The 22134-nt window shown below is 65.3% G+C and carries 24 protein-coding genes; 17 read left to right on the plus strand and 7 right to left on the minus strand.

Going from position 1 to position 22134, the window contains the following annotated elements:
- Positions 1-60 precede the first annotated feature (60 nt).
- Complete coding sequence (locus CYU59_RS10735) at positions 61-1350, minus strand: acyl-CoA dehydrogenase family protein (protein WP_292988957.1); 1290 nt, start codon at positions 1348-1350, stop codon at positions 61-63.
- 28 nt (positions 1351-1378) lie between these two features.
- Between CYU59_RS10735 and CYU59_RS10740 the strand changes: the two genes are divergently transcribed.
- Both CYU59_RS10740 and CYU59_RS10745 read left to right on the plus strand, forming a co-directional pair.
- Entirely contained in the window at positions 1379-1990 is a 612-nt protein-coding gene (locus CYU59_RS10740) for a GNAT family N-acetyltransferase (protein ID WP_292988959.1), read from the plus strand.
- Between the two features lie 38 nt (positions 1991-2028).
- Complete coding sequence (locus tag CYU59_RS10745; RefSeq protein ID WP_292988961.1) at positions 2029-2319, plus strand: hypothetical protein; 291 nt, start codon at positions 2029-2031, stop codon at positions 2317-2319.
- Here the strand turns inward: CYU59_RS10745 and CYU59_RS10750 are convergent.
- From CYU59_RS10750 to CYU59_RS10760, 3 genes are read right to left on the minus strand one after another with little or no spacing between them, the layout of a single operon-like run.
- Positions 2265-3359, minus strand: a complete 1095-nt coding sequence (locus CYU59_RS10750; RefSeq protein WP_292988963.1) for a DUF4185 domain-containing protein — start codon at positions 3357-3359, stop codon at positions 2265-2267. The genes CYU59_RS10745 and CYU59_RS10750 overlap by 55 nt on opposite strands.
- Before the next feature lie 5 nt (positions 3360-3364).
- Complete coding sequence (locus CYU59_RS10755; RefSeq protein ID WP_292988965.1) at positions 3365-4159, minus strand: DUF427 domain-containing protein; 795 nt, start codon at positions 4157-4159, stop codon at positions 3365-3367.
- A 21-nt stretch (positions 4160-4180) separates the two neighbouring features.
- On the minus strand, positions 4181-4504 hold the full coding sequence (locus CYU59_RS10760) for an antibiotic biosynthesis monooxygenase family protein (RefSeq protein WP_292988967.1): 324 nt from the start codon (positions 4502-4504) through the stop codon (positions 4181-4183).
- A gap of 52 nt (positions 4505-4556) precedes the next feature.
- On the opposite strand from CYU59_RS10760, the gene CYU59_RS10765 reads away from it, so the two are divergent.
- The gene (locus tag CYU59_RS10765; RefSeq protein WP_292988969.1) at positions 4557-4991 is read left to right on the plus strand and encodes a MarR family winged helix-turn-helix transcriptional regulator; all 435 of its coding nucleotides are present in this window, start codon (positions 4557-4559) and stop codon (positions 4989-4991) included.
- On the opposite strand, the gene CYU59_RS10770 is transcribed toward CYU59_RS10765, so the two are convergent.
- Positions 4988-5662, minus strand: coding sequence for a TetR family transcriptional regulator (locus CYU59_RS10770; RefSeq protein WP_292988971.1), 675 nt, complete (start codon positions 5660-5662; stop codon positions 4988-4990). The two genes, CYU59_RS10765 and CYU59_RS10770, sit on opposite strands and share 4 nt — an antisense overlap.
- Positions 5663-5731: 69 nt before the next feature.
- On the opposite strand from CYU59_RS10770, the gene CYU59_RS10775 reads away from it, so the two are divergent.
- The 3 genes from CYU59_RS10775 to CYU59_RS10785 all read left to right on the plus strand — a co-directional run bounded on the left by CYU59_RS10775 (position 5732) and on the right by CYU59_RS10785 (position 8885).
- On the plus strand, positions 5732-6787 hold the full coding sequence (locus CYU59_RS10775) for a ferredoxin reductase (protein WP_292988973.1): 1056 nt from the start codon (positions 5732-5734) through the stop codon (positions 6785-6787).
- Positions 6788-6814: 27 nt separating this feature from the next.
- Positions 6815-7921 carry an acyl-CoA desaturase gene (locus CYU59_RS10780; RefSeq protein ID WP_292988975.1) on the plus strand — a complete coding sequence of 369 codons (1107 nt, stop codon included), beginning with the start codon at positions 6815-6817 and terminating at the stop codon, positions 7919-7921.
- A 79-nt stretch (positions 7922-8000) separates the two neighbouring features.
- Entirely contained in the window at positions 8001-8885 is an 885-nt protein-coding gene (locus CYU59_RS10785; RefSeq protein WP_292988977.1) for an alpha/beta hydrolase, read from the plus strand.
- Between the two features lies 1 nt (position 8886).
- On the opposite strand, the gene CYU59_RS10790 is transcribed toward CYU59_RS10785, so the two are convergent.
- Entirely contained in the window at positions 8887-9504 is a 618-nt protein-coding gene (locus CYU59_RS10790) for a TetR/AcrR family transcriptional regulator (protein ID WP_292988979.1), read from the minus strand.
- A gap of 111 nt (positions 9505-9615) precedes the next feature.
- Between CYU59_RS10790 and CYU59_RS10795 the strand changes: the two genes are divergently transcribed.
- Together CYU59_RS10795 and CYU59_RS10800 are read left to right on the plus strand one after the other, a co-directional pair.
- On the plus strand, positions 9616-10944 hold the full coding sequence (locus tag CYU59_RS10795) for a cytochrome P450 (protein ID WP_292988981.1): 1329 nt from the start codon (positions 9616-9618) through the stop codon (positions 10942-10944).
- 32 nt (positions 10945-10976) lie between these two features.
- Positions 10977-11408, plus strand: a complete 432-nt coding sequence (locus CYU59_RS10800) for a PaaI family thioesterase (protein WP_292989076.1) — start codon at positions 10977-10979, stop codon at positions 11406-11408.
- A gap of 80 nt (positions 11409-11488) precedes the next feature.
- Here the strand turns inward: CYU59_RS10800 and msrA are convergent, their stop codons facing one another.
- Positions 11489-12007, minus strand: a complete 519-nt coding sequence (gene msrA / locus CYU59_RS10805) for a peptide-methionine (S)-S-oxide reductase MsrA (protein WP_292988983.1) — start codon at positions 12005-12007, stop codon at positions 11489-11491.
- Between the two features lie 108 nt (positions 12008-12115).
- On the opposite strand from msrA, the gene CYU59_RS10810 reads away from it, so the two are divergent.
- From CYU59_RS10810 to CYU59_RS10850, 9 genes are all read left to right on the plus strand, one after another.
- Positions 12116-12631, plus strand: coding sequence for a nuclear transport factor 2 family protein (locus tag CYU59_RS10810; RefSeq protein WP_292988985.1), 516 nt, complete (start codon positions 12116-12118; stop codon positions 12629-12631).
- Entirely contained in the window at positions 12628-13659 is a 1032-nt protein-coding gene (locus tag CYU59_RS10815; RefSeq protein ID WP_292988987.1) for an NAD-dependent epimerase/dehydratase family protein, read from the plus strand. Before CYU59_RS10810 ends, CYU59_RS10815 begins: the two co-directional genes overlap by 4 nt.
- Before the next feature lie 233 nt (positions 13660-13892).
- Positions 13893-14696 carry an ABC transporter permease gene (locus tag CYU59_RS10820; RefSeq protein WP_292988989.1) on the plus strand — a complete coding sequence of 268 codons (804 nt, stop codon included), beginning with the start codon at positions 13893-13895 and terminating at the stop codon, positions 14694-14696.
- Between the two features lies 1 nt (position 14697).
- Positions 14698-15567, plus strand: coding sequence for an ABC transporter permease (locus CYU59_RS10825; RefSeq protein WP_292988991.1), 870 nt, complete (start codon positions 14698-14700; stop codon positions 15565-15567).
- Between the two features lie 6 nt (positions 15568-15573).
- Positions 15574-16800 (plus strand): MCE family protein, encoded by a 1227-nt coding sequence (locus CYU59_RS10830; RefSeq protein ID WP_292989078.1) that lies wholly within the window; start codon positions 15574-15576, stop codon positions 16798-16800.
- Positions 16797-17837, plus strand: a complete 1041-nt coding sequence (locus CYU59_RS10835) for an MCE family protein (RefSeq protein ID WP_292988993.1) — start codon at positions 16797-16799, stop codon at positions 17835-17837. Before CYU59_RS10830 ends, CYU59_RS10835 begins: the two co-directional genes overlap by 4 nt.
- Complete coding sequence (locus tag CYU59_RS10840; protein WP_292988995.1) at positions 17834-19378, plus strand: MCE family protein; 1545 nt, start codon at positions 17834-17836, stop codon at positions 19376-19378. The genes CYU59_RS10835 and CYU59_RS10840 overlap by 4 nt, the downstream gene beginning before the upstream one ends.
- A 6-nt stretch (positions 19379-19384) precedes the next feature.
- Positions 19385-20935, plus strand: coding sequence for a virulence factor Mce family protein (locus CYU59_RS10845; RefSeq protein ID WP_292988997.1), 1551 nt, complete (start codon positions 19385-19387; stop codon positions 20933-20935).
- Positions 20936-20985: 50 nt separating this feature from the next.
- Positions 20986-22131 carry a virulence factor Mce family protein gene (locus tag CYU59_RS10850; RefSeq protein ID WP_292988999.1) on the plus strand — a complete coding sequence of 382 codons (1146 nt, stop codon included), beginning with the start codon at positions 20986-20988 and terminating at the stop codon, positions 22129-22131.
- Positions 22132-22134 lie beyond the last annotated feature (3 nt).

The following is a 22134-nucleotide window of genomic DNA, read 5'->3' on the forward strand; positions in this document are numbered from 1 at the left end:
CCGGCGCGAAGAACTTCGAGTGACGTGAACGCTGGCGTCGATCTCGGCGTGCGAGGTGAGCTAGAACTCCGCGACCGCATGCTCCAAACGCTCGGCCAACCGGGCCTGCGCCGCGGCGCGCCGGGTAGGCAGATGCTGCGACGGGAAAGGTGTTGAGACCGGCTCGTATTCGCGCAGCGTGCGACGGGCCACCGTCATCTTGTGCAGTTCGGTGGCGCCGTCGGCGATGCCCAGCGATTCCGCGGCGATCATCATCTTGATGAACGGCATCTCGTTGGACACCCCGAGCGCTCCGTGCAGGTGCAGCGCCCGCTGCACGACGTCGTGCAACACCGTGGGCATCGCGACCTTGACCGCGGCGATGTCACGGCGCACCTTCTGATAGTCGTGGTGCTTGTCGATCAGCCAGGCGGTCCGCAGCACCAGCAACCGGAACTGCTCGATCTGAATCCAGCTGTCGGCGATTTTCTCCTGCGTCATCTGAAAATTCGAGAGCGGACCCATCCGGGTCTGACGGGATACCGCCCGCTCACACATCATGTCGAATGCCTTGCGGGCCAACGCGATCGTGCGCATGGCATGGTGGATGCGGCCGCCGCCCAACCGGGTCTGCGCGATCGCGAACGCCTCGCCCTCACCGCCGAGGATGTGATCCGCCGGCACCCGAACGTCGGCGTAGCGGACGTAGCCGTGGGTGGCGTGTGACTCGGTTCCGACCCCGACGTTGCGGATGATCTCCACGCCCGGTGTGCCGGCCGGGACGATGAACAGCGACATCTTGTCGCGGGTGCGCGCCTCGGGATTGGTGACTGCCATGACAATGAAGAACGTCGCGTGCCGGGCGTTGGTGGAGAACCACTTCTCCCCGTTGATCACCCAGTCGTCGCCGTCGCGTACGGCGCTGGTGACGAACAAGCCCGGGTCGGAGCCACCCTGGGGTTCGGTCATCGAGTAACACGAGGTGATCTCGCCGTCCAGCAGCGGCCGCAGGTAGCGGGTCTTCTGGTCTGGCGTACCGAACAGCGCCAGGATCTCGGCGTTGCCGGAATCCGGCGCCTGCGACCCGAACACCGACGGGGCCCAGCGCGAACTGCCGAGGATCTCGTTGAGCAGCGCGAGCTTGACCTGGCCGTAGCCCTGTCCGCCGAGCTCGGGTTTCAGATGCGCGGCCCACAGCCCGTGATCGCGGACCTGTTGCTGCAGAGGCCGCAGGACCGCCATAGTCTCGGGATTCTTCTTGTCGTACGGGTCGAGCGACGCCAGGTCGAGCGGCTCGAGCTCGTCGACCATGAAGTCTTTGACCCAGTCCAGTTTCTGCTGGAATTCAGGGTCGGTTTCGAAGTCCCACACCCCGTGGACGCTACTACTCTGGCGTTCGATGACCATCAATACGCGTCCGGCGCGCAAAGCCGACGTTACCGAGCTGTCGCATGCTCTCGGCCGTGCCTTTTTCGACGACCCGGTGTCGATGTGGATCATGCCCGACGACAAAGTCCGGGCAGCTCGTCAACGGAGGTTCTTCGCCGCGATCACCCGGCACCACCACCTGGCCGGCGGCGGCGTGGAGGTGGCCACCGACGGGTCGACGATCGGCGCGGCCGCACTGTGGGATCCGCCGGGCCATTGGAAGCAGTCGACCCGCGAGCAGCTGGCGATGCTGCCGGCGTTCATTTTCGGATTCGGGTTGAGCCTGTCGACGGCCCGCAAGCTCGGCCGGCTACTCGATCAAATGAAGTCGCAGCACCCCGAGGAACCGCACTGGTATCTCGCGGTGATCGGCAGCGATCCGTCCGTTCGCGGCAAAGGCTACGGCCAGGTGCTCATGCAGTCCCGGCTCGACCGCGTCGACGCCGAACACGCGCCCGCTTATCTGGAGTCCAGTAAGTCCGAAAACATCCCGTATTACCAGCGATTCGGATTCGAGGTGACCGGCGAGCTGGTCGTTCCCGGCGGCCCTACGCTGTGGCCCATGTGGCGCAAGCCGCGATAGGGGTTTAGCAGCCCGAACTCGAGGGCAACCGACCGACCATGCCTGACGACGAGACCCTGAGCCCGAGCGAGTCCACCGATTCCGACGAGGTTCGCAACGACGACGGCGACACCGTCGTCACCCCGCCGGACGACTGGAGCGAGGCCACCAAGTTCGGACTGACGGCCAGTGAAGAGGAAGAGGGCGAGTCCCTCGAGTACAAATTGAGCGCGGAACGGCCCGACGTGCTCGAGGACGCGGGCCCCGACGAACGTCCAGCCCGACAGCACCACGGTCAGATCAGCGGAACTCCCGAGGACGGCGAATCCCTTTTCGACGTCGAGGAATGACGGACCCGGGTGGTGTCATGCAGGGTCGCGCGGAATTGCATTGCGCGGTAAGGCCATCCGTGTGCGGTGTTCCACTGCGACACCACCAGGCCGACACCGCCGACCACGTCTAACGTCGACCCCGGCAGTACGTAGCCGCCGTAGAGTTGCGCAACGCGGCTGCCGGCGTGGTCTTCGTTGTCCCAGCCGGACCCGACCACCGCACGTTGCGGCGGAGCAGTGCGCATCGCCGTTGGCGAGTTCGCCACGCGGTAGGCCAGTGCGTACTGCGAGGACAGGAACCCGCCCAGAATCCACCGGCCGCTGTCCAGGCGGCGCAGCGACAGCTCACCCCAGGTCTCGCCCGCCGGGGTCAGCGGCGTCGGTCGCGGGCCCCACGACCACAACCCTCCGGTCCGGCCCCAGCCGACATATCTGCGCCGGTCGCCGATGTGCTCGGGCCGAACCCGCTGCAGGATGATCCCCTTGTCGCGCTGAAAGCCGGTGGACGCCACGTAGATCCAGCCGTCGACCGGGTCGTGGTCCCAGGACCAGCACTGGGCGTGACCGCCGTGCAGCCCGGCCGGGAACGTCGCCGTCAGACGTCGCCACGAGACGCCGCTGTCGTCAGATCGCCAGATCTCGGTCCAGACCACGTTGCCGAAGCCCCGGTTGACGATCGCGTGTAGGTACAGCGCATCGCCGACACGCAGCAGGTCTGACGGAATCACCGTGCTGATGCCGCGGCGCGGCCGTCCGTTCGGCCCGGTCCGATGCGCGTAATGCCATAGCTGCTGGGCAAATTCAGCGTCGGGACCCCCGGCCCGATGGTAGGTGATCGGATGGTGGGCATCGCCGCTGCCGATCAGAATCACCGGTGAGCGCCAATACCCCTGTCCGACAACCTCGCCCGAGAAGGTGTCGCCGAACACCGAGACCAGGGATCCATCCGGGGCGATCACCGATGCGCCCAGATCGGTGCCTGTCACACCCCACCGGTCGGTGCGGCCGGGCCCGGTGATGTCGGCCACCTTGCCCTCGCGGCGATGTGACTCGGCCACGGCGGTCAGCGTGAAAATGGACTGATCGGCCGCTGCTGTCGTTCGCCGTCGACGACGACGTCGACCCGCTCGTTGAAGAACGCGATGTGATCGCGGATGGGCGCCGCCTCGCGAAGCGGATCGCGGTACGTCCAGGCGATGTCGGTGGGGCCGGACGGAATCGAGAAGTACGACGCCCGGCCCTTGTAAGCGCAATCGCTGACGGAATCGGTCGGTTCCATGGCCACGACCACGTCGTCGGACGGCAGGTAGAAACGCGTCGGCAGCCCGGTTTCGAAGAGCAGCAGCGGTCGCGACGACTCGGCGAGAAGCCGACCATCGACCTCCACCCGGACGTGGCGACTCGCGCTCAGGATGTCGATACGTTTGAACGGGTCGTGTGGGTGCGAGATGATCGGCTCTTCTTCCTCACGCCATTGGAAAGCGCTGAAGTCGACGGTGAGATAGCCGGACAGGTCCGGGTCGTCGGCCTGGAAGGCCGCCGCCGGGATTCGCCGGTCACCGATGAGGATGTCGAACATCTCACCGGAACAGCTGTGCGCCGCAAAGGGATTGGTTGGCATCAGCACCGGCGGATCGGATACGTCGTCGAACCGTCCGGCTGGCTCCAGCGCCGCCAGGAAATCCGCCCTCGGGACCGCGTAGTCCGGGACCAGCCGGCGCGGTTCCCACACCAGCAGCCCGCGGACGGTGTCGGCTACCGGTTCGCCGGCCAGCAGAATCCGGAGACGCTTCTCGCAGGTTTCGTAGCGCAGCGACGCCAGTGCCTCGTCGAACAGGTCTCGCATTCGGGTGCCCATTGCTCCATCATGGCGCGGCGGCTAGGCCTCGTGCACCGACTCCACCGTGTAGAGGTGCGGCTCGAAGCTTTCGGCCACGTCGGCACACTGCGCCATGTGCTCGCGGGCGACCGGGTTCTGCCGCATGGCCTGCATCGCCTCGGCGCTGCGCCACTGCGCATAGTTGACCACCCGCGTGCCGTCGGTGCTGACGTGGATGTTCGCTGAGATGAATCCGTCGATGTGCTGCATGACTTCGTCGGTGGCCGCGGTCAGCAGGTCGGCGAGCTCGCGCGCCCGCTCGGGTCGCACGGTGAACACGTTGATCAGCGTCGCGTGGTCGGCGTGTGCGGTGATGGTGCCCATGTCGTCTCCTATGTCAGGTTCTTGACACGAGCATAGGTGTAAGGTTCCTGTCATGCAACCGTCTGACGCCGAACGCTCGATCGGGTATCTGGTGAAGCGGGTCCAGCAGGGACTGCGAAGACAGTGCGACTCCGCGCTGAAGTCGACCGGGATGTCGATGGCCCAGTACTCCACGTTGCGGGCGTTGCACGAACACCCGGAGGCCTCGGCCGCCGAACTCGCGCGACTCTGCTTTGTCACCCGCCAGTCGCTGCAGGACGTGCTGGCCGGTTTACGCGCAGCGGGGCTGGTCGAGAACGCCGACGCCGAGCCTCGCGGACGCGCGCAATCGCTGGCGTTGACCCGGCTGGGTTCGAGGCGGCTCAGCGCCGCACACACAGCTGTGTTCGCTGTAGAAGACGTTATGCTGCAGGGTATTTCAATGAAAGACCAGCGCACCGTCGCTGAGGCCCTGCTGCACTGCGCCGAAAACGTCGAGGGCGCCTAGGGTTTGCTGCTCCAGCCGGTGATGCCGATCACGATCATCCGCAATTGCTTGACCGCGGTCTGACGGATCTCGTCGATCGCCTCAGGGCTCTGGGCGTCTTCGAGTGCTTCGGCGATCACGATCATCGAGTTGACGAACAGCTGTGCCAGCACGTTGAGGTCGTCGGTGCTCCAGGTGTTCAACCCGGGGAAGCGCGCCAGGTCGGTGGCCAGTTCGGAGGTGACCAACCGGAACTCGGTGCGAATGGCATACCGCAGCACGGTCACCCCGCTGGAGCGCTCGCGTCCGATGAAACGCCAGTGCTCGCGGCGCTCGGTGACGCTGGCCACCACGGTCTCGACCGACGACTCGATCACCCGGCTGGGGTCGAGTCGGCCGGCACGAGCGCCGCGCAACATGTCTCGCAGGGTACGAAACGACTCGTCGATCAGGACCAGTCCGAGGGATTCCATCGACTCGAAGTGACGGTAGAACGCACCCGGCACGATGCCCGCTTCGCGTGTCACCTCGCGCAGGCTCAATCCGCTGAAACTGCGCTCGTCCAGCAGCTTGAGTGCAGCAGCGACAATGGCCCGCCGGGTCGCTTCTTTGCGTTCCTCGCGGGAGGGTCCTTCGCGGCTACGGCCGCGACTCGATCGGTGCGGCCGTGAGCTAGGCGCACGACTGTTCACTATGTGAAGCCTAACACAGACCAGGGTAAACCCTTGACGAGCTGGGCCATGTGGGCGCACGGTATACACATGTTCACCGAAACTTTGAAGCGGCGGGTGCTGGGGTCCGACCTCATCAACCTGCTCACCGGTCCGCATGGCGTCGACCGGTACACCGAGGTGGTAGACCCCGCGTGGACGCGGGCCGAGGGCCGTGCCACGGTCGTCGACGTGCGACGGGACACTCCTCGCAGCGTCACCCTGGTGCTCGTCCCGAATCAAGCGTTCACTGACACGGTCGCCGCCGGGCAATATGTCAACCTCGCCGTCGAGATCAACGGCCGCCGGCACACCCGGTGCTACTCGCCGGCCAACGCCGAGGGCGCCTCGCAGCTCGAGATCACCGTCGGCAAGCACCATGGCGGCCTGGTCTCGACCTTCCTCTACGAGCACGCGCGCCGCGGCATGGTGGTCGGCCTCACCGGGGTGGGCGGCGACTTCGTCCTCCCGACACAGCGGCCCCGCCGCATCCTGTTCGTGTCGGGCGGCAGCGGGATCACCCCGGTGATGGCGATGCTGCGCACGCTGGTCGACGAGGGTCACCCGGGCGAGATCGCGTTTGTGCACTACGCGCCTAACCGTGCCGCGGCGAACTACCACGACGAGCTCGCCGCCATGGCCGGTGTCCGGGTGCTGCACGGCTACACCCGTTCGGCCGGTGGTGACCTGGAGGGCCGATTCGGCGCCGAGCACCTCGCCGCGGCCATGACCGAGCCCGATGCCGTATTCGTCTGCGGTCCAGAGGCTTTGGTCGATGCCGTCCGCGAGCAGTGCCCGGACGCGCAGTCGGAGAGCTTCGTTCCACCGAAGCTCGACGTGCCGGCTGAACCGTCCGGCGGTCGAGTCACCTTCGCGGACAGCGCTGTCGAGGTCACCGACGATGGTCGTTCGTTGCTCGAGCAGGCCGAGTCGGCCGGACTGAATCCCGCAAGCGGATGCCGGATGGGTATCTGCCACACCTGCACCCGCCGCAAGACCAGCGGCGTGGTTCGCAACCTGACCAGCGGTGCGGTGTCGACCGCCCCCGGCGAAGACGTGCAGATCTGTGTGTCCGTTCCCGTCGGCGATGTCGATATCGCCCTTTAAGCCCGCAAGGGACTAGGAGGCTCCACCATGTCGCAGCCCAAGATCGCCCTTACCGCCGAGCAGGCCGACGCGTTCGGCGCCGAACTCGACGCAATCAAAGAACGCGTGATGGCCGACCTCGGCCAGCGCGACGCCGACTACATCCGTCGCGTCATCAAGACGCAGCGCGGCCTCGAGGTCGGTGGCCGTGCCCTGCTGATGGCCGGGATTTTCCCGCCGGCATGGCTGGCCGGCACCGCCATGCTCGGGATCTCGAAGATCCTGGACAACATGGAGATCGGCCACAACATCATGCACGGCCAGTACGACTGGATGCGCGACCCGTCGATCCGCGGCCAGGAGTTCGAATGGGACACCGCGTGCCCGGCCGACCAGTGGCGGCACTCGCACAACTACATGCACCACACCCACACCAACATCGTCGGCATGGACCGCGACATCGGCTATGGCATCCTGCGGATGAGTGAAGACCAAAAGTGGCGGCCCTACTACCTGGGCAACCCGGTCTACGCCTTCCTGCTGATGGTGCTGTTCCAGTACGGGGTGGCGCTGCACGAAATGGAAAGCGAGCGGATCACCTCCGGTGAAATCCGGCTCGCCGACAAACGTGAAGTCCTGCAGGAGATCTGGCGCAAGACCCGCAAGCAGGTGCTCAAGGACTACGTTGCCTTCCCGCTGCTGGCCGGGCCGTTCGCCCCATTCGTGTTCACCGGCAACCTGACCGCCAACCTGATGCGCAACGTGTGGTCGTACATGATCATCTTCTGCGGCCACTTCCCGGACGGCACACAGGAATTCAGCGTCGAAGAGACGGCAGGTGAGTCGCGTGGCCAGTGGTACTTCCGTCAGGTGTTGGGTTCGGCGAACCTGACCGGCGGCAAGCTGTTCCACATCCTGTCCGGCCACCTGTCGCACCAGATCGAGCACCACCTGTTCCCGGACATGCCGGCGCACCGCTACTCCGAGATCGCCGACGAGGTGCAGGAGATCTGCCGGCGCTATGGCATCCCCTACAACGCGGGATCGCTGCCCAAGCAATTCGGGACCGTCGTTCGCAAGATCGTCAAGCTGGCCATGCCGCCGAAGAAGCGCAGCGATGCCCAGCCGACCGAACGCGAGCGCGTCGCCGCCTGACGCCTCGTTGCTCTACAACGGACCGGAACCGCGACACCGTGGTTCCGGTCCGTTGTGTTGATCGGCTACGTTGCAAGCCATGGTGCAGATGCCCGCGCTCGACGGTGTCGATCACAAGTACATCGAGCTGGGCGCGGGCGTGACGATTCACGTCGCCGACGCCGGTCCCGCCGATGGGCCGCCGGTGATGCTGGTGCACGGCTTCCCGGAAAACTGGTGGGAGTGGCACGACGTGATCGGGCCGCTGGCCGCTGACGGATACCGCGTGCTGTGCCCGGACTTGCGCGGCGCCGGTTGGAGTTCGGCGCCCCGGTCGCGTTACCTGAAGAACGAGATGGCCGACGACCTGGCCGCGGTACTGGACCAGCTGGGTGTCGGGCCGGTGAAATTGGTCGCCCACGATTGGGGCGGTCCGGTCGCGTTCATCATGATGCTGCGCCACCCCGCGAAAGTGAGCGGGTTTCTCGGCTTCAACACCGCCGCCCCGTTCGTCAAACGCGACCTGTCGGCGATCCGCAACGTCTGGCGGTTCTGGTATCAGGTCCCGATGCTGTTGCCGGTGATCGGGCCGCGGCTGATCGCCGACCGCAAAGCGCGCTACTTCAGGATGCTGGCGTCCTGGGTCGGCGCCGGATTCCGGGTTCCCGACGACGACGTCGCGCTGTACGTGGAGTGCATGAATCAGCCCGGTCACGCCGTCGCCGGCTCACGGTGGTACCGGACGTTCCAGAGCACAGAGCTGTTGCGTTGGCTGCGAGGCGAATTCGACGACGTGCGGGTCGAGGTGCCGGTCCGCTGGGTGACCGGCACCGAGGATCCGGTGCTCACCCCGGACCTGCTGGACGGCTACGCCGCGCACATCGACGATTTCGAGGTCGAACTGGTCGACGGCGTCGGCCACTGGATTGTCGAGCAGCGGCCGGAGCTGGTGCTGGACCGGCTGCGGAGCTTCCTGGCGTCCTAGCTCAGCCGCGATAGCCGAGCATCGCGATCGCGGCCTGCACGGCGGGATCGACGATGTCGCGCGGGCTGTGTCCGTCCTCGACCACCTGAGCCGTCAACTCGCGCAGGCCGCCGACCAGGATCACCGCCTTCGCCGGCGTCAACGGCGGCAGGTCGGCGTTGCGCATCGCGGGTGTGTCGCTCAGGTGCACGATCAGACTGGTCAGCAGCTGGGTGTTGCGCCGCTGCGACGGTCGCGCCGAGGCGTCCAGCGACGGCAGCTCGCGAATCCAGGCCAGAGTCAGCCCCGGCGTCGATTCGATGTGCTCGACGTAGGCCTCGACGGCTTGGCGGATCTGGGTCTGCCAATCGCCTTCGGGGTCGACGGCGTCGCGAATCTGCTCGCCGAGCTTCTCCGTGCTGGCGTGCAGCAGCTCGTGGAAACACTGCTCCTTGCCGGCGAACTGGTCGTAGAAGGTGCGCTTGGAGGTGCGGGCGTGCCGGACGATGTCGGCGACCGTGCTGGCGCGGTATCCCCGCTCGTCGATCGCGGCCGCGAGGCCGTCGAGCAGCCGCTGCCGGAACGGATCGACCCCGGTCGAACCGGCGGACGTCGCGTCGTCAGCGACGGTCGTGGCCACGTCGCCTCCTTTGACAACACCCCTTGCCAGCGCTTGGTACCAGACGGTACCGTACCGGACAGAATCGTGGTACGGCGCGGTACCGCGCGACGACGTTGGGAGCGCACCAGCATGAGCACCGTCGAAACTCACGTGGCGCCGCCCGCCTCTGCGGCCTCGTTACCGCCTGGTCCTCGGATTCCAAAACTCCTGCAGGGCTTGGCATATGGCTTCTTGCGCAGACCTTTCGTGCATCTGGTCGCGCGCCGCTACGGGAACGTTTTCACCCTGCACGTGCCCATCTACGGCGCAATCATGGTGGTGGCGGATCCGCAATTGGCCAAGCAGGTCTTCACCACCAGCCCCGAGGTGCTGGGCAACATCCAGCCGAACCTGAGCCGACTACTCGGCCGGGGTTCGGTTTTTGCGCTCGACCGCGAGGATCACCGGCAACGCCGCCGGCTGCTGGCGCCGCCCTTTCACGGCAAGAGCGTCAAGAACTACGAGACGATCATCGAAGAGGAGACGCTGCGCGAGATCGCCAAATGGTCGGAGGGCACGCCGTTCGCCACTTTGCCGTCGATGATGCACATCACCCTCAATGCGATCCTGCGCGCGGTATTCGGCGCCGAGGGCCTCGAACTCGACGAGCTGCGGCGCATCATCCCGCCGTGGGTGACGCTGGGTTCGCGGCTGGCACCGCTTCCGAAACCTTCCCGGGATTACGGGCGCTACTCCCCGTGGACCCGGTTGGCGGAGTGGCGGGCTCGCTACGACGCGATCGTCGACAAGCTGATCGACGACGAACGCGCCGACCCCTACTTCGAGGACCGCAACGACGTACTGGCGCTGATGCTGCGTAGCACCTACGACGACGGCACGGCCATGACCCGCGAGGACATCGGCGACGAGTTGTTGACTCTGCTGGCGGCCGGACATGAGACCACTGCGTCGACGCTGGCGTGGGTGTTCGAGCGGGTGAGCCGGCACCCGGACTTACTCACCGCGCTGACCGCCGAGGCCGACACCGAGGGCAACGAGCTACGCCAGGCGACGATCCTCGAGACGCAACGCAGCAGAACGGTTATCGACGCGATCGGCCGCCAAGTCTTTGCGCCGACTTACGAACTCGGAGACTGGACGATCCCACGCGGACACACCATCATGGTCAGCATTTCGCGGTTGCACGGTGATGGCGAGTTGTTCCCCGAGCCGGAGCGGTTCGACCCGCAGCGCTTTGTCGGGTCCAAACCGCCCAGCTTCGCCTGGATTCCGTACGGCGGCGGCACCCGACGCTGCGTGGGCGCCGTATTCGCCAATGTCGAGATGGACGTGGTGTTGCGAACCATCTTGCGCCACTTCACAATCGAGGCCACCACCGCACCTGCGGAGGAGCTGCATGCCCGCGGCGTCGCCTTCACCCCGAAAGACGGCGGAAAGATCACGGTTCGTCGGCGCTAAGATCAGCGACCGTGACTGACCAGCTTGTCGAGATGATGAACGCCGCGCTCGGATCCACGATTCCGACCGCGCACAACATGGGCGTGCAAGTTGTCGAGGCCCGACGGGGCTTTGCCGCGGCGACCGTCCCCGTCGAAGGCAACGGGAACCACTTCGGCGTGATCTACGCCGGGGTGCAGTTCACCGTGGCCGAAATCCTGGGCGGCATACTCAGTTTGAGCACCTTCGACAGTGCCAAGTACTTCCCGCTGGTCAAGAACATCGACATCTCGTTCGTCGCGATGGCCAAGTCGCAGCTGCGAGCCGAAGCCAGCCTCGACGACGACACCATCGCCCGGATCGAGGCCGAAGCCGCCGAGCGCGGCAAGTCGGATTTCACCCTCGAGGCCACCGTGACCGATGCTGACGGCAAGACGGTCGCGACCAGCCGCGGGCTGTATCAGCTCCGCGCGATCGGCGGCTGACCCTCGACGCCGGCCCGCCTCGAGACAGCTGTCTAGGTTGTCCGCAGGCGGAAATCGCAGCCGTGGAATCTATCTCGCGGCTAACTCTCGACGCCGGCCCGCCGCGGCAGCTTCCAGCCCGGGCGGATGAAGTGACAGGTATAGCCGTTGGGGTAGTGCTGCAGGTAGTCCTGGTGTTCCGGCTCGGCCTGCCAGAAGTCGCCGGCCGGGCTGACCTCGGTGACCACCTTGCCCGGCCAGAGGCCGGAAGCCTCGACGTCGGCAATCGTGTCGAGCGCGACCCGGTGCTGATCCTCGTCGACGTAGAAGATCGCCGAGCGGTAGCTGGGGCCGACGTCGTTGCCCTGCCGGTTCTTGGTGGTCGGGTCGTGGATCTGGAAGAAGAATTCGAGAATGCCCCGGAAGTCGGTTTGCGCCGGGTCGTAGATGATCTCGATGGCCTCGGCATGGGTGCCGTGATTGCGGTACGTGGCATTCGGTACGCGCGGGTCGCCGGTGTAGCCGACTCGGGTGGAAATCACGCCCGGCTGCTTGCGGATCAGGTCCTGCATGCCCCAAAAGCAGCCGCCGGCCAGAATTGCCTTGCTGGAGTCCGTCATCTCTCGATTATTCCGTGTCCCGCAGCGCACTGCCAGAAGTGCCGGTCGGGCGTCCGCCGTTCGGGCCATTGCTCGACAAATTGCAGTAGAACGTGTTCTAGTTTCTGCGTGAGCCAGGTTTTTTCCCGGGATGAACTCGCTGCCGCGTTCGCCACCTTCGAGCAGACCGTGGCCCGCGCCGCCGAGACCAAAGACTGGGACCAGTGGGTGCAGCACTACACACCGGACGTCGACTACATCGAACACGCGGCCGGCACCATGAAGGGCCCCGACGAAGTGCGCGCCTGGATCCGCAGGACGATGACCACATTTCCGGGGAGCCACATGACGGAGTTCCCTGCGCTGTGGTCGGTGATCGACGAGGCCACCGGGCGGATCATCTGCGAACTGGACAACCCGATGCGCGACCCCGGTGACGGCACCATCATCAGCGCCACCAACATCTCGATCGTCACCTACGCCGGCGACGGTAAATGGTCGCGGCAAGAGGACATCTACAACCCGCTGCGCTTCATGCAGGCCGGTATCAGATGGTGCAAGAAAGCAGAACAGCTAGGCACGCTTGACGATGACGCAGCCCGATGGCTGAACGAGTACGGCACACTCCTGGGAGGCCGGCGGTGACCGCCCCCAAGCTGGTGATCGGCGCCAACGGATTCCTCGGCTCGCACGTCACCCGCCAACTGGTCGGGACCGGCGCCGACGTACGCGTGATGGTTCGCGCGGGCGCGAACACCCGCAGCATCGACGATCTCGACGTCACCCGCTTTCACGGCGACGTATTCGACACCGACGTCGTGCGCGAGGCGATGACCGGCTGCGATCAGGTGTACTACTGCGTGGTCGACACCCGCGCCTGGTTGCAGGACCCATCGCCGTTGTTCCGCACCAATGTCGACGGTTTACGCAACGTCCTGGACGTCGCCGTCGAAGAATCAATTGCTGCCACCTTGCAGCGGTTCGTCTTCACCAGCACCTACGCCACGATGGCTCGCCGGCGTGGCCATGTGGCGAATGAGACCGAGCAGATCGACCGCCGCGGGCTCACCCCCTATGTGCAATCGCGGGTCCAGGCCGAGGATCTGGTGTTGCGGTACGCCTCGGAGAAGGGGCTGCCCGCCGTTGCCATGTGCGTGTCGACGACCTACGGCGACGGTGACTGGGGCCGGACTCCGCACGGCGCGTTCATCGCGGGGGCGGTGTTCGGCAAGCTTCCGTTCCTGATGAACGGCATCGAGTTGGAGGTGGTCGGCGTCGACGATGCCGCAAGAGCGATGCTGACCGCCGCCGAGAAGGGCCGCAATGGCGAGCGATACATCATCTCTGAGCGGATGATCGCGCTCAGCGACGTGGTCAAGATCGCGGCCGACGAGGCGGGTGTGCCGGCGCCGCGGCGGTCCATTTCAGTGCCGGTGCTCTACGCGATGGGGCTGCTGGGCAGTCTGCGCGCGAAGCTGACGGGCAAGGATGCCGAGCTCAGTATGCAGTCGGTGCGGATGATGCGCGCCGAGGCGCCGGTCGACCACAGCAAGGCCAATCGCGAATTAGGTTGGCAGCCAAGGCCGGTCGAAGAATCAATTCGCGAGGCCGCCCGATTCTGGGCCGCGCTGAAAAACGCGAAACGAAGCAGTAAAGCTACACCTGCCGAATAGCGACCGCGCCGAACGTGGTGGCGCGCGATCAATTTCGGCCACCGCGACCCCGCGTGTCTGATGTAGCTGTAGTGATTTCTGTTACATAGTGTGGCGCATGGTGAAGAAGTGGCCGTCGCGCTGACGCACGCCATCGGTGCCGATTCTGGCTACCATACCAAAAGGTATGGTAGCGTCCCGCGGATGACGAGGCTGCCACGGGTGGACTCCCGCGCGGTTCGGGGGAGGCGAGGATGACGGCGACGACGCCGGCCGGCCTCGTCAGCTACCTGCGCGAGCAGCTCACTCCGCCGTTGACCACCGTCGGCGGATTCGCCCGGATGTGCACGCTCACCGGAAAAGCTTTGCTGCGCCCGCCTTTTCACTGGGATGAGTTCATCCTCCAGACGTGGTTCATCACCCGGGTCGCACTACTGCCGACCATTGCGGTCTCGATTCCGTTGACCGTGCTGATCGTGTTCACTCTCAACACGCTGCTGGCTTCGTTTGGAGCGGCGGATATTTCGGGTGCGGGCGCTGCGCTCGGCGCGGTGACCCAACTCGGGCCGCTGACCACCGTGCTGGTGGTGGCCGGAGCCGGATCGACCGCGATCTGCGCCGACCTGGGCGCCCGAACGATCCGCGAAGAGATCGATGCCCTGGAGGTTCTCGGCATCGATCCCATCCACCGGCTGGTCGTACCGCGGGTGGCGGCCGCCACCGTCGTCGCAACGTTACTCAACGGCACGGTCATCACCATCGGCCTGGTGGGTGGTTTCCTGTTCGGAGTCAAGCTCCAAAACGTCTCCGGCGGTGCATATCTGGCAACACTCACCCTGGTCACCGGATTGCCCGAAGTGCTGATCGCGACGATCAAGGCCGCGATCTTCGGGACCATTGCGGGTCTGGTCGGCTGCTACCGGGGACTGACCACCAAAGGTGGCCCCAAGGGTGTGGGCGTCGCGGTCAACGAGACGCTGGTGCTGTGCGTTCTGGCTCTGTTCGCGGTCAACGTGGTGCTGACCACCATCGGCGTGCGATTCGGGACGGGCCGCTGAGATGTCCACCGCCGCCGTCGTTCGCGCACGTTTTCCGCGCACGGTCGCGAACGTCAATCACTATGGCGGCGGGGCTATCCGGGGTGTCAACAAAGCCGGACATCTGACCCGGTTCTCGATCAACAGTGCGTGGTCGATCGGCTGGGCGCTACGCCGCTACCGCAGGGAAACGCTGCGGCTGATCGCGCAGATCGGCATGGGCACCGGGGCGATGGCCGTCGTCGGCGGCACGGCCGCGATCGTGGGTTTCGTGACATTGTCCGGTGGCTCGCTGATCGCCATTCAGGGATTCGCGTCGCTGGGCAACATCGGTGTCGAGGCGTTCACCGGGTTCTTCGCCGCGCTGGCCAACGTTCGCGTCGTCACCGCGGTGGTCACCGGAGTCGCGCTGGCGGCGACAGTCGGCGCGGGGGCGACCGCCGAGCTGGGCGCGATGCGCATCAGTGAGGAGATCGACGCCCTCGAGGTGATGGGGATCAAATCGGTCGCCTTCCTGGTCTCGACCAGGCTGATGGCCGGACTCGTGGTGGTCGTGCCGCTCTATGCCATGGCACTGGTGATGTCTTTCCTGTCCGGGCAGGTCGTCACCACGCTGTTCTACGGACAATCGGCGGGTACCTACGAGCACTACTTCCGCACCTTCCTGCGCACCGAAGACGTCTTCTGGTCCGGCGGGGAGGTCATCGTGATGGCGGTGATCGTGATGATCACCCACTGCTATTACGGCTACAACGCCAGCGGCGGACCGGTCGGGGTGGGCGAAGCGGTCGGCCGCTCGATGCGCTTCTCGTTGGTGTCCACCGTGATCGTCGTCCTGCTGACCTCGCTCGCGCTCTACGGCGTGGACCCGAACTTCAACCTCACGGTGTAGCCGATGATGACCGCGCGCCCGTCGACGAAGAAGGAGCGAAAGAACCGGACCTGGCCGGACACCGCCGCCGGCGTCGGCCTGTTCGTGACGTGCGCGTTGTTACTTGCGTTGATATACGGGCAGTTTCGTGGCGACTTCACCCCGAAGACCGAGTTGACGATGCTCGCCGCGCGAGCCGGCCTGGTGATGGACCGGGGCTCGAAGGTCACCTACAACGGCGTCAGCATCGGCCGGGTGGCCGGCATCTCCGAAATCGAGCATCGCGGCCAGCCGGCGGCGCGCTTCACCCTCGACCTCGACCCGCAGTACGTCGACCTGATCCCGAGTAACGTGGTGGCGAAGATCCAGGCGACCACGGTGTTCGGCAACAAGTACGTGTCGCTGACCTCTCCCAAAGAGCCGGCAGCACAGCGTATTACGCCTGAGACGGTGATAGACGCGACCTCGATCACGACGGAGTTCAACACCGTGTTCGAAACGATCGTCGAGCTCGCCGGCAACGTCGACCCGGTGAAGGTCAACCTCACACTGAGCGCCGCGGCCCAGGCGCTGAGCGGATTGGGTGACAAGTTCGGGCAGTCGATCGTCAACGGCAACAAGATCCTCGACCACGTGAACCCCCGGATGCCGTTGATCCGCCATGACATTCACCAACTCGCCGCGCTCAGTGAGATCTACGCCAAGGCGGCACCGGATCTGTTCGACGCGGTCGACAATGCCGTGACCACGGCCCGCACGCTCAACCGTCACCAAGCCGAACTGGACGCGGCGCTGCTGGCCGCCGTCGGCTTCGCCAACACCGGCAACGATATTTTCACCCGCGCCAAGCCGTTCCTCCAACGCCTCATCACCGACCTGAAGCCGACCGCCCAACTGTTGAATACGTATAGCCCGCAGGCGTTCTGCACGATCCGCAACTTTGCCGAGATCTCGCCCAAAATCGGTCAGCTGGAGAGTGGGAACCACTATTCGGCGCAATTCGGTATCTCGATCACCGGAACCGAAAACCCATACGTGTATCCGGACAATCTGCCGAGGGTCAACGCCCGAGGTGGGCCCGGTGGCAAGCCGGGATGCTGGGCTCCGATCTCGCGCGACCTCTGGCCGGCGCCGTACCTGGTGATGGACTCCGGTAACAGCATCGCACCGTACAACCACTTCGAACTCGGTCAGCCGCTGGTCAACGAATACGTGTGGGGCCGCCAGTACGGGGAGTACACGATCAACCCATGAGAATCAACGGCACCGTCGCCCGGCTCGCCGCAGTCGTGTCTGTCCAATTGTTCTTCACCGCAGTCATTGTCGTGGTGTTCGGACAGATCCGATTCGACCGCACGAACACCTACTCTGCGGAGTTCAGCAACGCCAGCGGTCTGCGGACGGGGCAATTCGTCCGGGCCTCCGGGGTGGAAGTCGGCAAGGTCAAAAAGGTCGACCTAGTGGAGGGCGACCAGCGGATCCGGGTGGAATTCTCGGTCGACCGATCGGTGCAGCTGTATCAGTCGACGACCGCGCAGATCCGCTATCAGGATCTGATCGGCAACCGGTATCTCGACATCGGCCGCGGCTCTGGGGGGAACTCGGAAAAGACCCTGGCGCCAGGCGGATTCATTCCACTGGCACGTACCCAGCCTGCGTTGGACCTCGACGCCCTGATCGGCGGATTCAAGCCGTTGTTCCGCTCACTCGATCCGCAGAAGGTCAACACGATCGCTTCGTCGATCATCACCGTCTTCCAGGGCGAGGGCGGCACCATCGACGACATCCTCGATCAGACCGCACAGCTGACCGAGCGGCTCGCCGAAAGCGACCAGACCATCGGCGATGTGATCCACAACCTGAACACCGTCCTGCAGACCACCGAGCGCCACCACGACCAACTCGACTCCACCATCGACAAATTCGAAGGTCTGATCACCGGGCTAGAGGACCGGGCCGCCCCCCTGGCCGACGGGACCGCGCACATCAGCAACGCGGCCGGAACGGTGTCCGACCTGCTGGCCGACAACCGCGCCCTGGTGCGTGACGCGATCACCCACTTGGACACCCTCACCAGCCCGCTGAACGACCAGCGTGACAGGGTCGGAGACCTGGTGGGCAAGGTACCCGCCGCGTTCAACATCATCGGCCGCTCCGCCGGCATCTACGGTGACTTCTTCAACTTCTACCTGTGCGACCTTTCGCTGAAGGTCAACGGGTTGCAGCCCGGTGGGCCGGTCCGGTCGGTCAAGTTGCTCCAGCAGCCGTCGGGCAGGTGCACGCTGAAATGAGAACGCTGCAGCCGGCCAACCGGGTCCGGGTCGGGATACTCGCGATTGCCATCGTGATCCTCGTTGTCGGTGTGGGACAGAGCTTCAGCAGCCTTCCGGTGCTTTTCGCCACCCCGAACTACTATGCGCAGTTCACCGACTCCGCCGGCGTCAGCAAGGGGGACAAGGTGCGCATCGTCGGACTCGACGTCGGCACCGTTCAGGACATGTCGATCGACGGCGACCACATCCTGATGAAGTTCACCGCCGGAACACACACCATCGGCACCGAGAGCCGGGTGTCGATCCGCACCGACACGCTGCTGGGCAAGAAGGTCCTCGAGATCGAACCGCGTGGAGCCAAGCCGATGCGACCGAACGACGTGCTGCCGCTGGGTCAGAGCACTACCCCGTACCAGGTGTACGACGCCTTCTTCGATGTCACCAAGGCCGCCGCCGGGTGGAACATCGACACTGTCAAAGAATCGCTGAACGTACTGTCGCACACCATCAATCAGACCTACCCGCACCTGAGCTCGGCGCTGGACGGGGTGGCGAAGTTCTCCGACATCATCGGCAAACGCGACGAAGAGCTCAAACACCTGCTGGCCGAGGCCAGGAAGGTGGCGGGCGTGCTCGGTGACCGTAGTAAGCAGATCAACTCGCTTTTGCGCAACACTCAATCGTTGCTGGCGGCATTCAACGAGCGCGGCAAAGCGATCGCGGCACTGTTGACCAACGTGTCGGCGTTCTCGACTCAGGTACAGGGGCTGATCAACGACAACCCGAACCTGCATCATCTGCTCGAGCAGTTGCACGGCGTCACCGATGTGCTGGCCCAACACAAGAACGACCTGGTCTCCGTGCTCGATACACTGCGCAACTACACCGCGGCCCTCAGCGAGGCGGTCGGCTCGGGACCGTTCTTCAAGGTGATGATCGGCAATCTGCTGCCGTACCAGATCATGCAGCCGTGGGTTGACGCGGCGTTCAAGAAGCGTGGCATCGACCCGGAAAACTTCTGGCGCAGTGCGGGATTGCCGGCCTTCCGGTACCCCGACCCGAACGGCAAGCGGTTCGCCAACGGTGCGCCCCCGCCGGCGCCCCCGGTGCTCGAAGGGACCCCGGACCACCCCGGGCCGGCAGTGGCACCGGGAAGCCCCTGCTCATACGCACCGCCTGCGGATATGTCGCCGCGGCCGGGCAACCCGCTGCCGTGTGCCGGGGTCGACCAAGGTCAGGGCCCGTTCGGGCCCAACGGACCGTATCCGGCTCTGCCCGATGTACTTTCGTCGCGACCCAACCCGAACGGCCCGCAGCCGTCACCCGGTGTGCCGGATGCCGGGGTGCACGGGCAGCCGGTCCCGAACGTGCCGGGTACGCCGGTGCCGCTGCCGCCGAACGCCCCACCCGGGGCTCGCCGGGAGGGCCTGCAGCCCGCCGGGCCGCCTCCGCCGCAGTCGACCTTCGCGCCCGCTCTACCCCCGGGCCCGGCGGCGCCGCCAGGCCCCGGGCCTCAGCTGCCGGCGCCTTTTCTCACACCCGGCGGAAACGGGGGATAGCGGGCGATGAGCACGATCTTCGACGTTCGCAAACTGCGCCTGCCGCACGTCTCCAGGACCGCGGCCGTCCTCGGGTCGCTGGCCGTCATTGTGGGACTCGTTGCCGCAGCGGCAGGTTGGCAAATCTACGAAAAGCTGACCAACAACACCGTGGTTGCGTACTTTCCGGCCGTCAACGCCCTGTACACCGGCGACAAGGTTCAGATCATGGGCATCCGGGTCGGGGCGATCGACAAGATCGAACCGACCGGCGACCGGATGAAAGTGACGTTCCACTACCGCAACAAGTACAAGGTACCCGCGAATGCGTCAGCGGTAGTGCTGAACCCGACTCTGGTGGCATCGCGAAGCATTCAGCTGGAACCCGCGTACAAGGGTGGGCCGGTGATGGCAGACAGCGCGGTCATCCCGATCGAGCGTACCCAGGTGCCGGTGGAGTGGGATGAGTTGCGTAACAGCGTGACTCACATCATCGACAAACTCGGGCCGACCCCGGACCAGCCCAAGGGGCCGTTCGGTGACGTGATCGAGGCCTTCGCCGACGGGCTGGCCGGCAAAGGGCAGCAGATCAACACGACACTGAACAGCCTGTCCAACGCGCTGGGAACCCTGGACGAAGGACGCGGCGATTTCTTCGCGGTCTTGAAGAGCTTGGCGATGTTCGTCAACGCCCTGCACCAGGACGACCAGCAGTTCGTCGCCCTGAACAAGGATCTCGACCAGCTCACGGACAATCTTGTCAGCTCAGATCAATCTGCCGCCAACGCAATTCGGGATACTGACAGCCTGCTTTCGACCGCACAGAAATTCCTGACCGAGAATCGCGATGCGCTGACCCACGACATCGACAACCTCGGCGATGTGACCACCGCGATCATGCAGCCCGAGCCACGCGACGGCCTGGAGACCGCACTGCACATCCTGCCGAACATGGCCGCGAACGTGTTGGGGATCTACGAGCCGGCGCACGGCGGATTGACCGGCGTGCCCGCATTCGTCAACTTCGCCAACCCGATGGAGTTCATCTGCAGCGTGATCCAATCCGGCAGCCGGCTCGGCTACCAGGACTCGGCGGAGTTGTGCGCGCAGTATCTGGCGCCGGTGCTGGACGCGATCAAGTTCAACTATTTCCCCTACGGCATCAACCTGTTCAGCACGGCTGACGCACTGCCCAAGAACATCGCCTACTCCGAGCCCCGCCTGCAGCCCCCGCCCGGCTTCAAGGACACCACCGTGCCGGGTATCTTCTCGCCGGATACCCAGTGGTCACACCGTAATTCGGAACCGGGCTGGATCGTGGCCCCCGGTATGCAGGGCGTTCAGGTGCAGCCGGCCACCAAGAATCTGCTGACGGCCGCGTCCTTGGCCGAGTTGATGGGTGGCCCCGACATCCCGCCGCCCGCGGCCGGGCACACCATGACGGGGCCGCCGAACGCCTACGACGAGAACAACCCGCTGCCGCCACCGTGGTACCCGCAGCCGTTGCCGTCACCGGGTCCAGCACCCGGTCCTCCGCCCGGTGCGGCGGAAGTGGGCGCGACGGGGGCCGGCCGATGAGACGCGCGACGAGCGCGTCGAGCGCGAGGAGCAAGCCGAACAGACAGCCGATGAGGCGCGCGACGAGGCAGGTCAGCCGCAGGCTCTGGCAGACCCTGTCGGTGCTGACCGCTGCGGTGGTGCTGACCTCTTGCGGCAACTGGCGCGGTATTGCCAACGTGCCGCTACCCGGTGGACCCGGTAGTGGCCCGGGTTCCTACCAGATCTTCGTCCAGATGCCGAACACGATGGCGCTCAACGGAAACAGTCGCGTACTGGTGGCCGACGTCTTCGTCGGCACGGTCCGATCGATCGACCTGAGGAACTGGGTCGCCACATTGACCGTCGACCTGGACAAGGGAGTGCGGCTACCGAAGAACGCCACCGCCAAGATCGGCCAGACCAGCCTGCTGGGTTCGCAGCACATCGAATTGGCGGCGCCGCCCGACCCGTCGCCGCAGATGCTGAAAGCCGGCGACACCATCGCGCTGCGCAACTCGTCGACCTATCCCTCGACCGAACAGACGCTGGCCAGCCTTGCCATGGTCTTGCGCGGTGGCGGCATCCCCAACCTCGAGGTCATCCAGAACGAGGTGTACAAGATCCTGGCCGGCCGGGCCCACCAGATCCGCGACTTCCTCGGCAAGCTGGACGTTTTCGCGAGAGAGTTGAACCAGCAGCGCGAAGACATCCGGCAGGCGATTGACTCCACCGACCGGTTATTGGGCTACGCCGCACGACGCGCCGATACGCTGGATCGTGCGCTCACCGAATTCCCGCCGCTGGTCGAACATTTCAACAAACAACGCGACTTGTTCGCCGACACCGTCGAGGCGGTCGGTCGCGTCAGTGACGTCACCGATCAGACGTTCCGGGCCTCCCGGGGCGACCTGCACCAGGACTTGCAGGAATTGCAACGCCCACTCAAGCAACTCGGCCGATCGGCACCGTATCTGGTCGACGCTCTGATGCTGCTGCTGTCTCCGCCGTTCAACATCGACAGTGTGCCGAAAATCGTTCGTGGCGACTACATCAACGTCTCCGGCGCACTTGATCTCACGCTGAGCACCGTCGACAACGCGATCTTCACCGGGACCGGATTCTCCGGGGCGTTGCGCGCTCTCGAGCAGTCCTGGGGCCGCGACCCGTCGACGATGGTTCCCGACGTCCGTTTCACCCCGAACCCGGCCGACGCACCGGTGGAAAGAGGGGAGTGATGC

This window comes from Mycobacterium sp. (assembly GCF_002863225.1).
Classification (GTDB): Bacteria; Actinomycetota; Actinomycetes; order Mycobacteriales; family Mycobacteriaceae; genus Mycobacterium.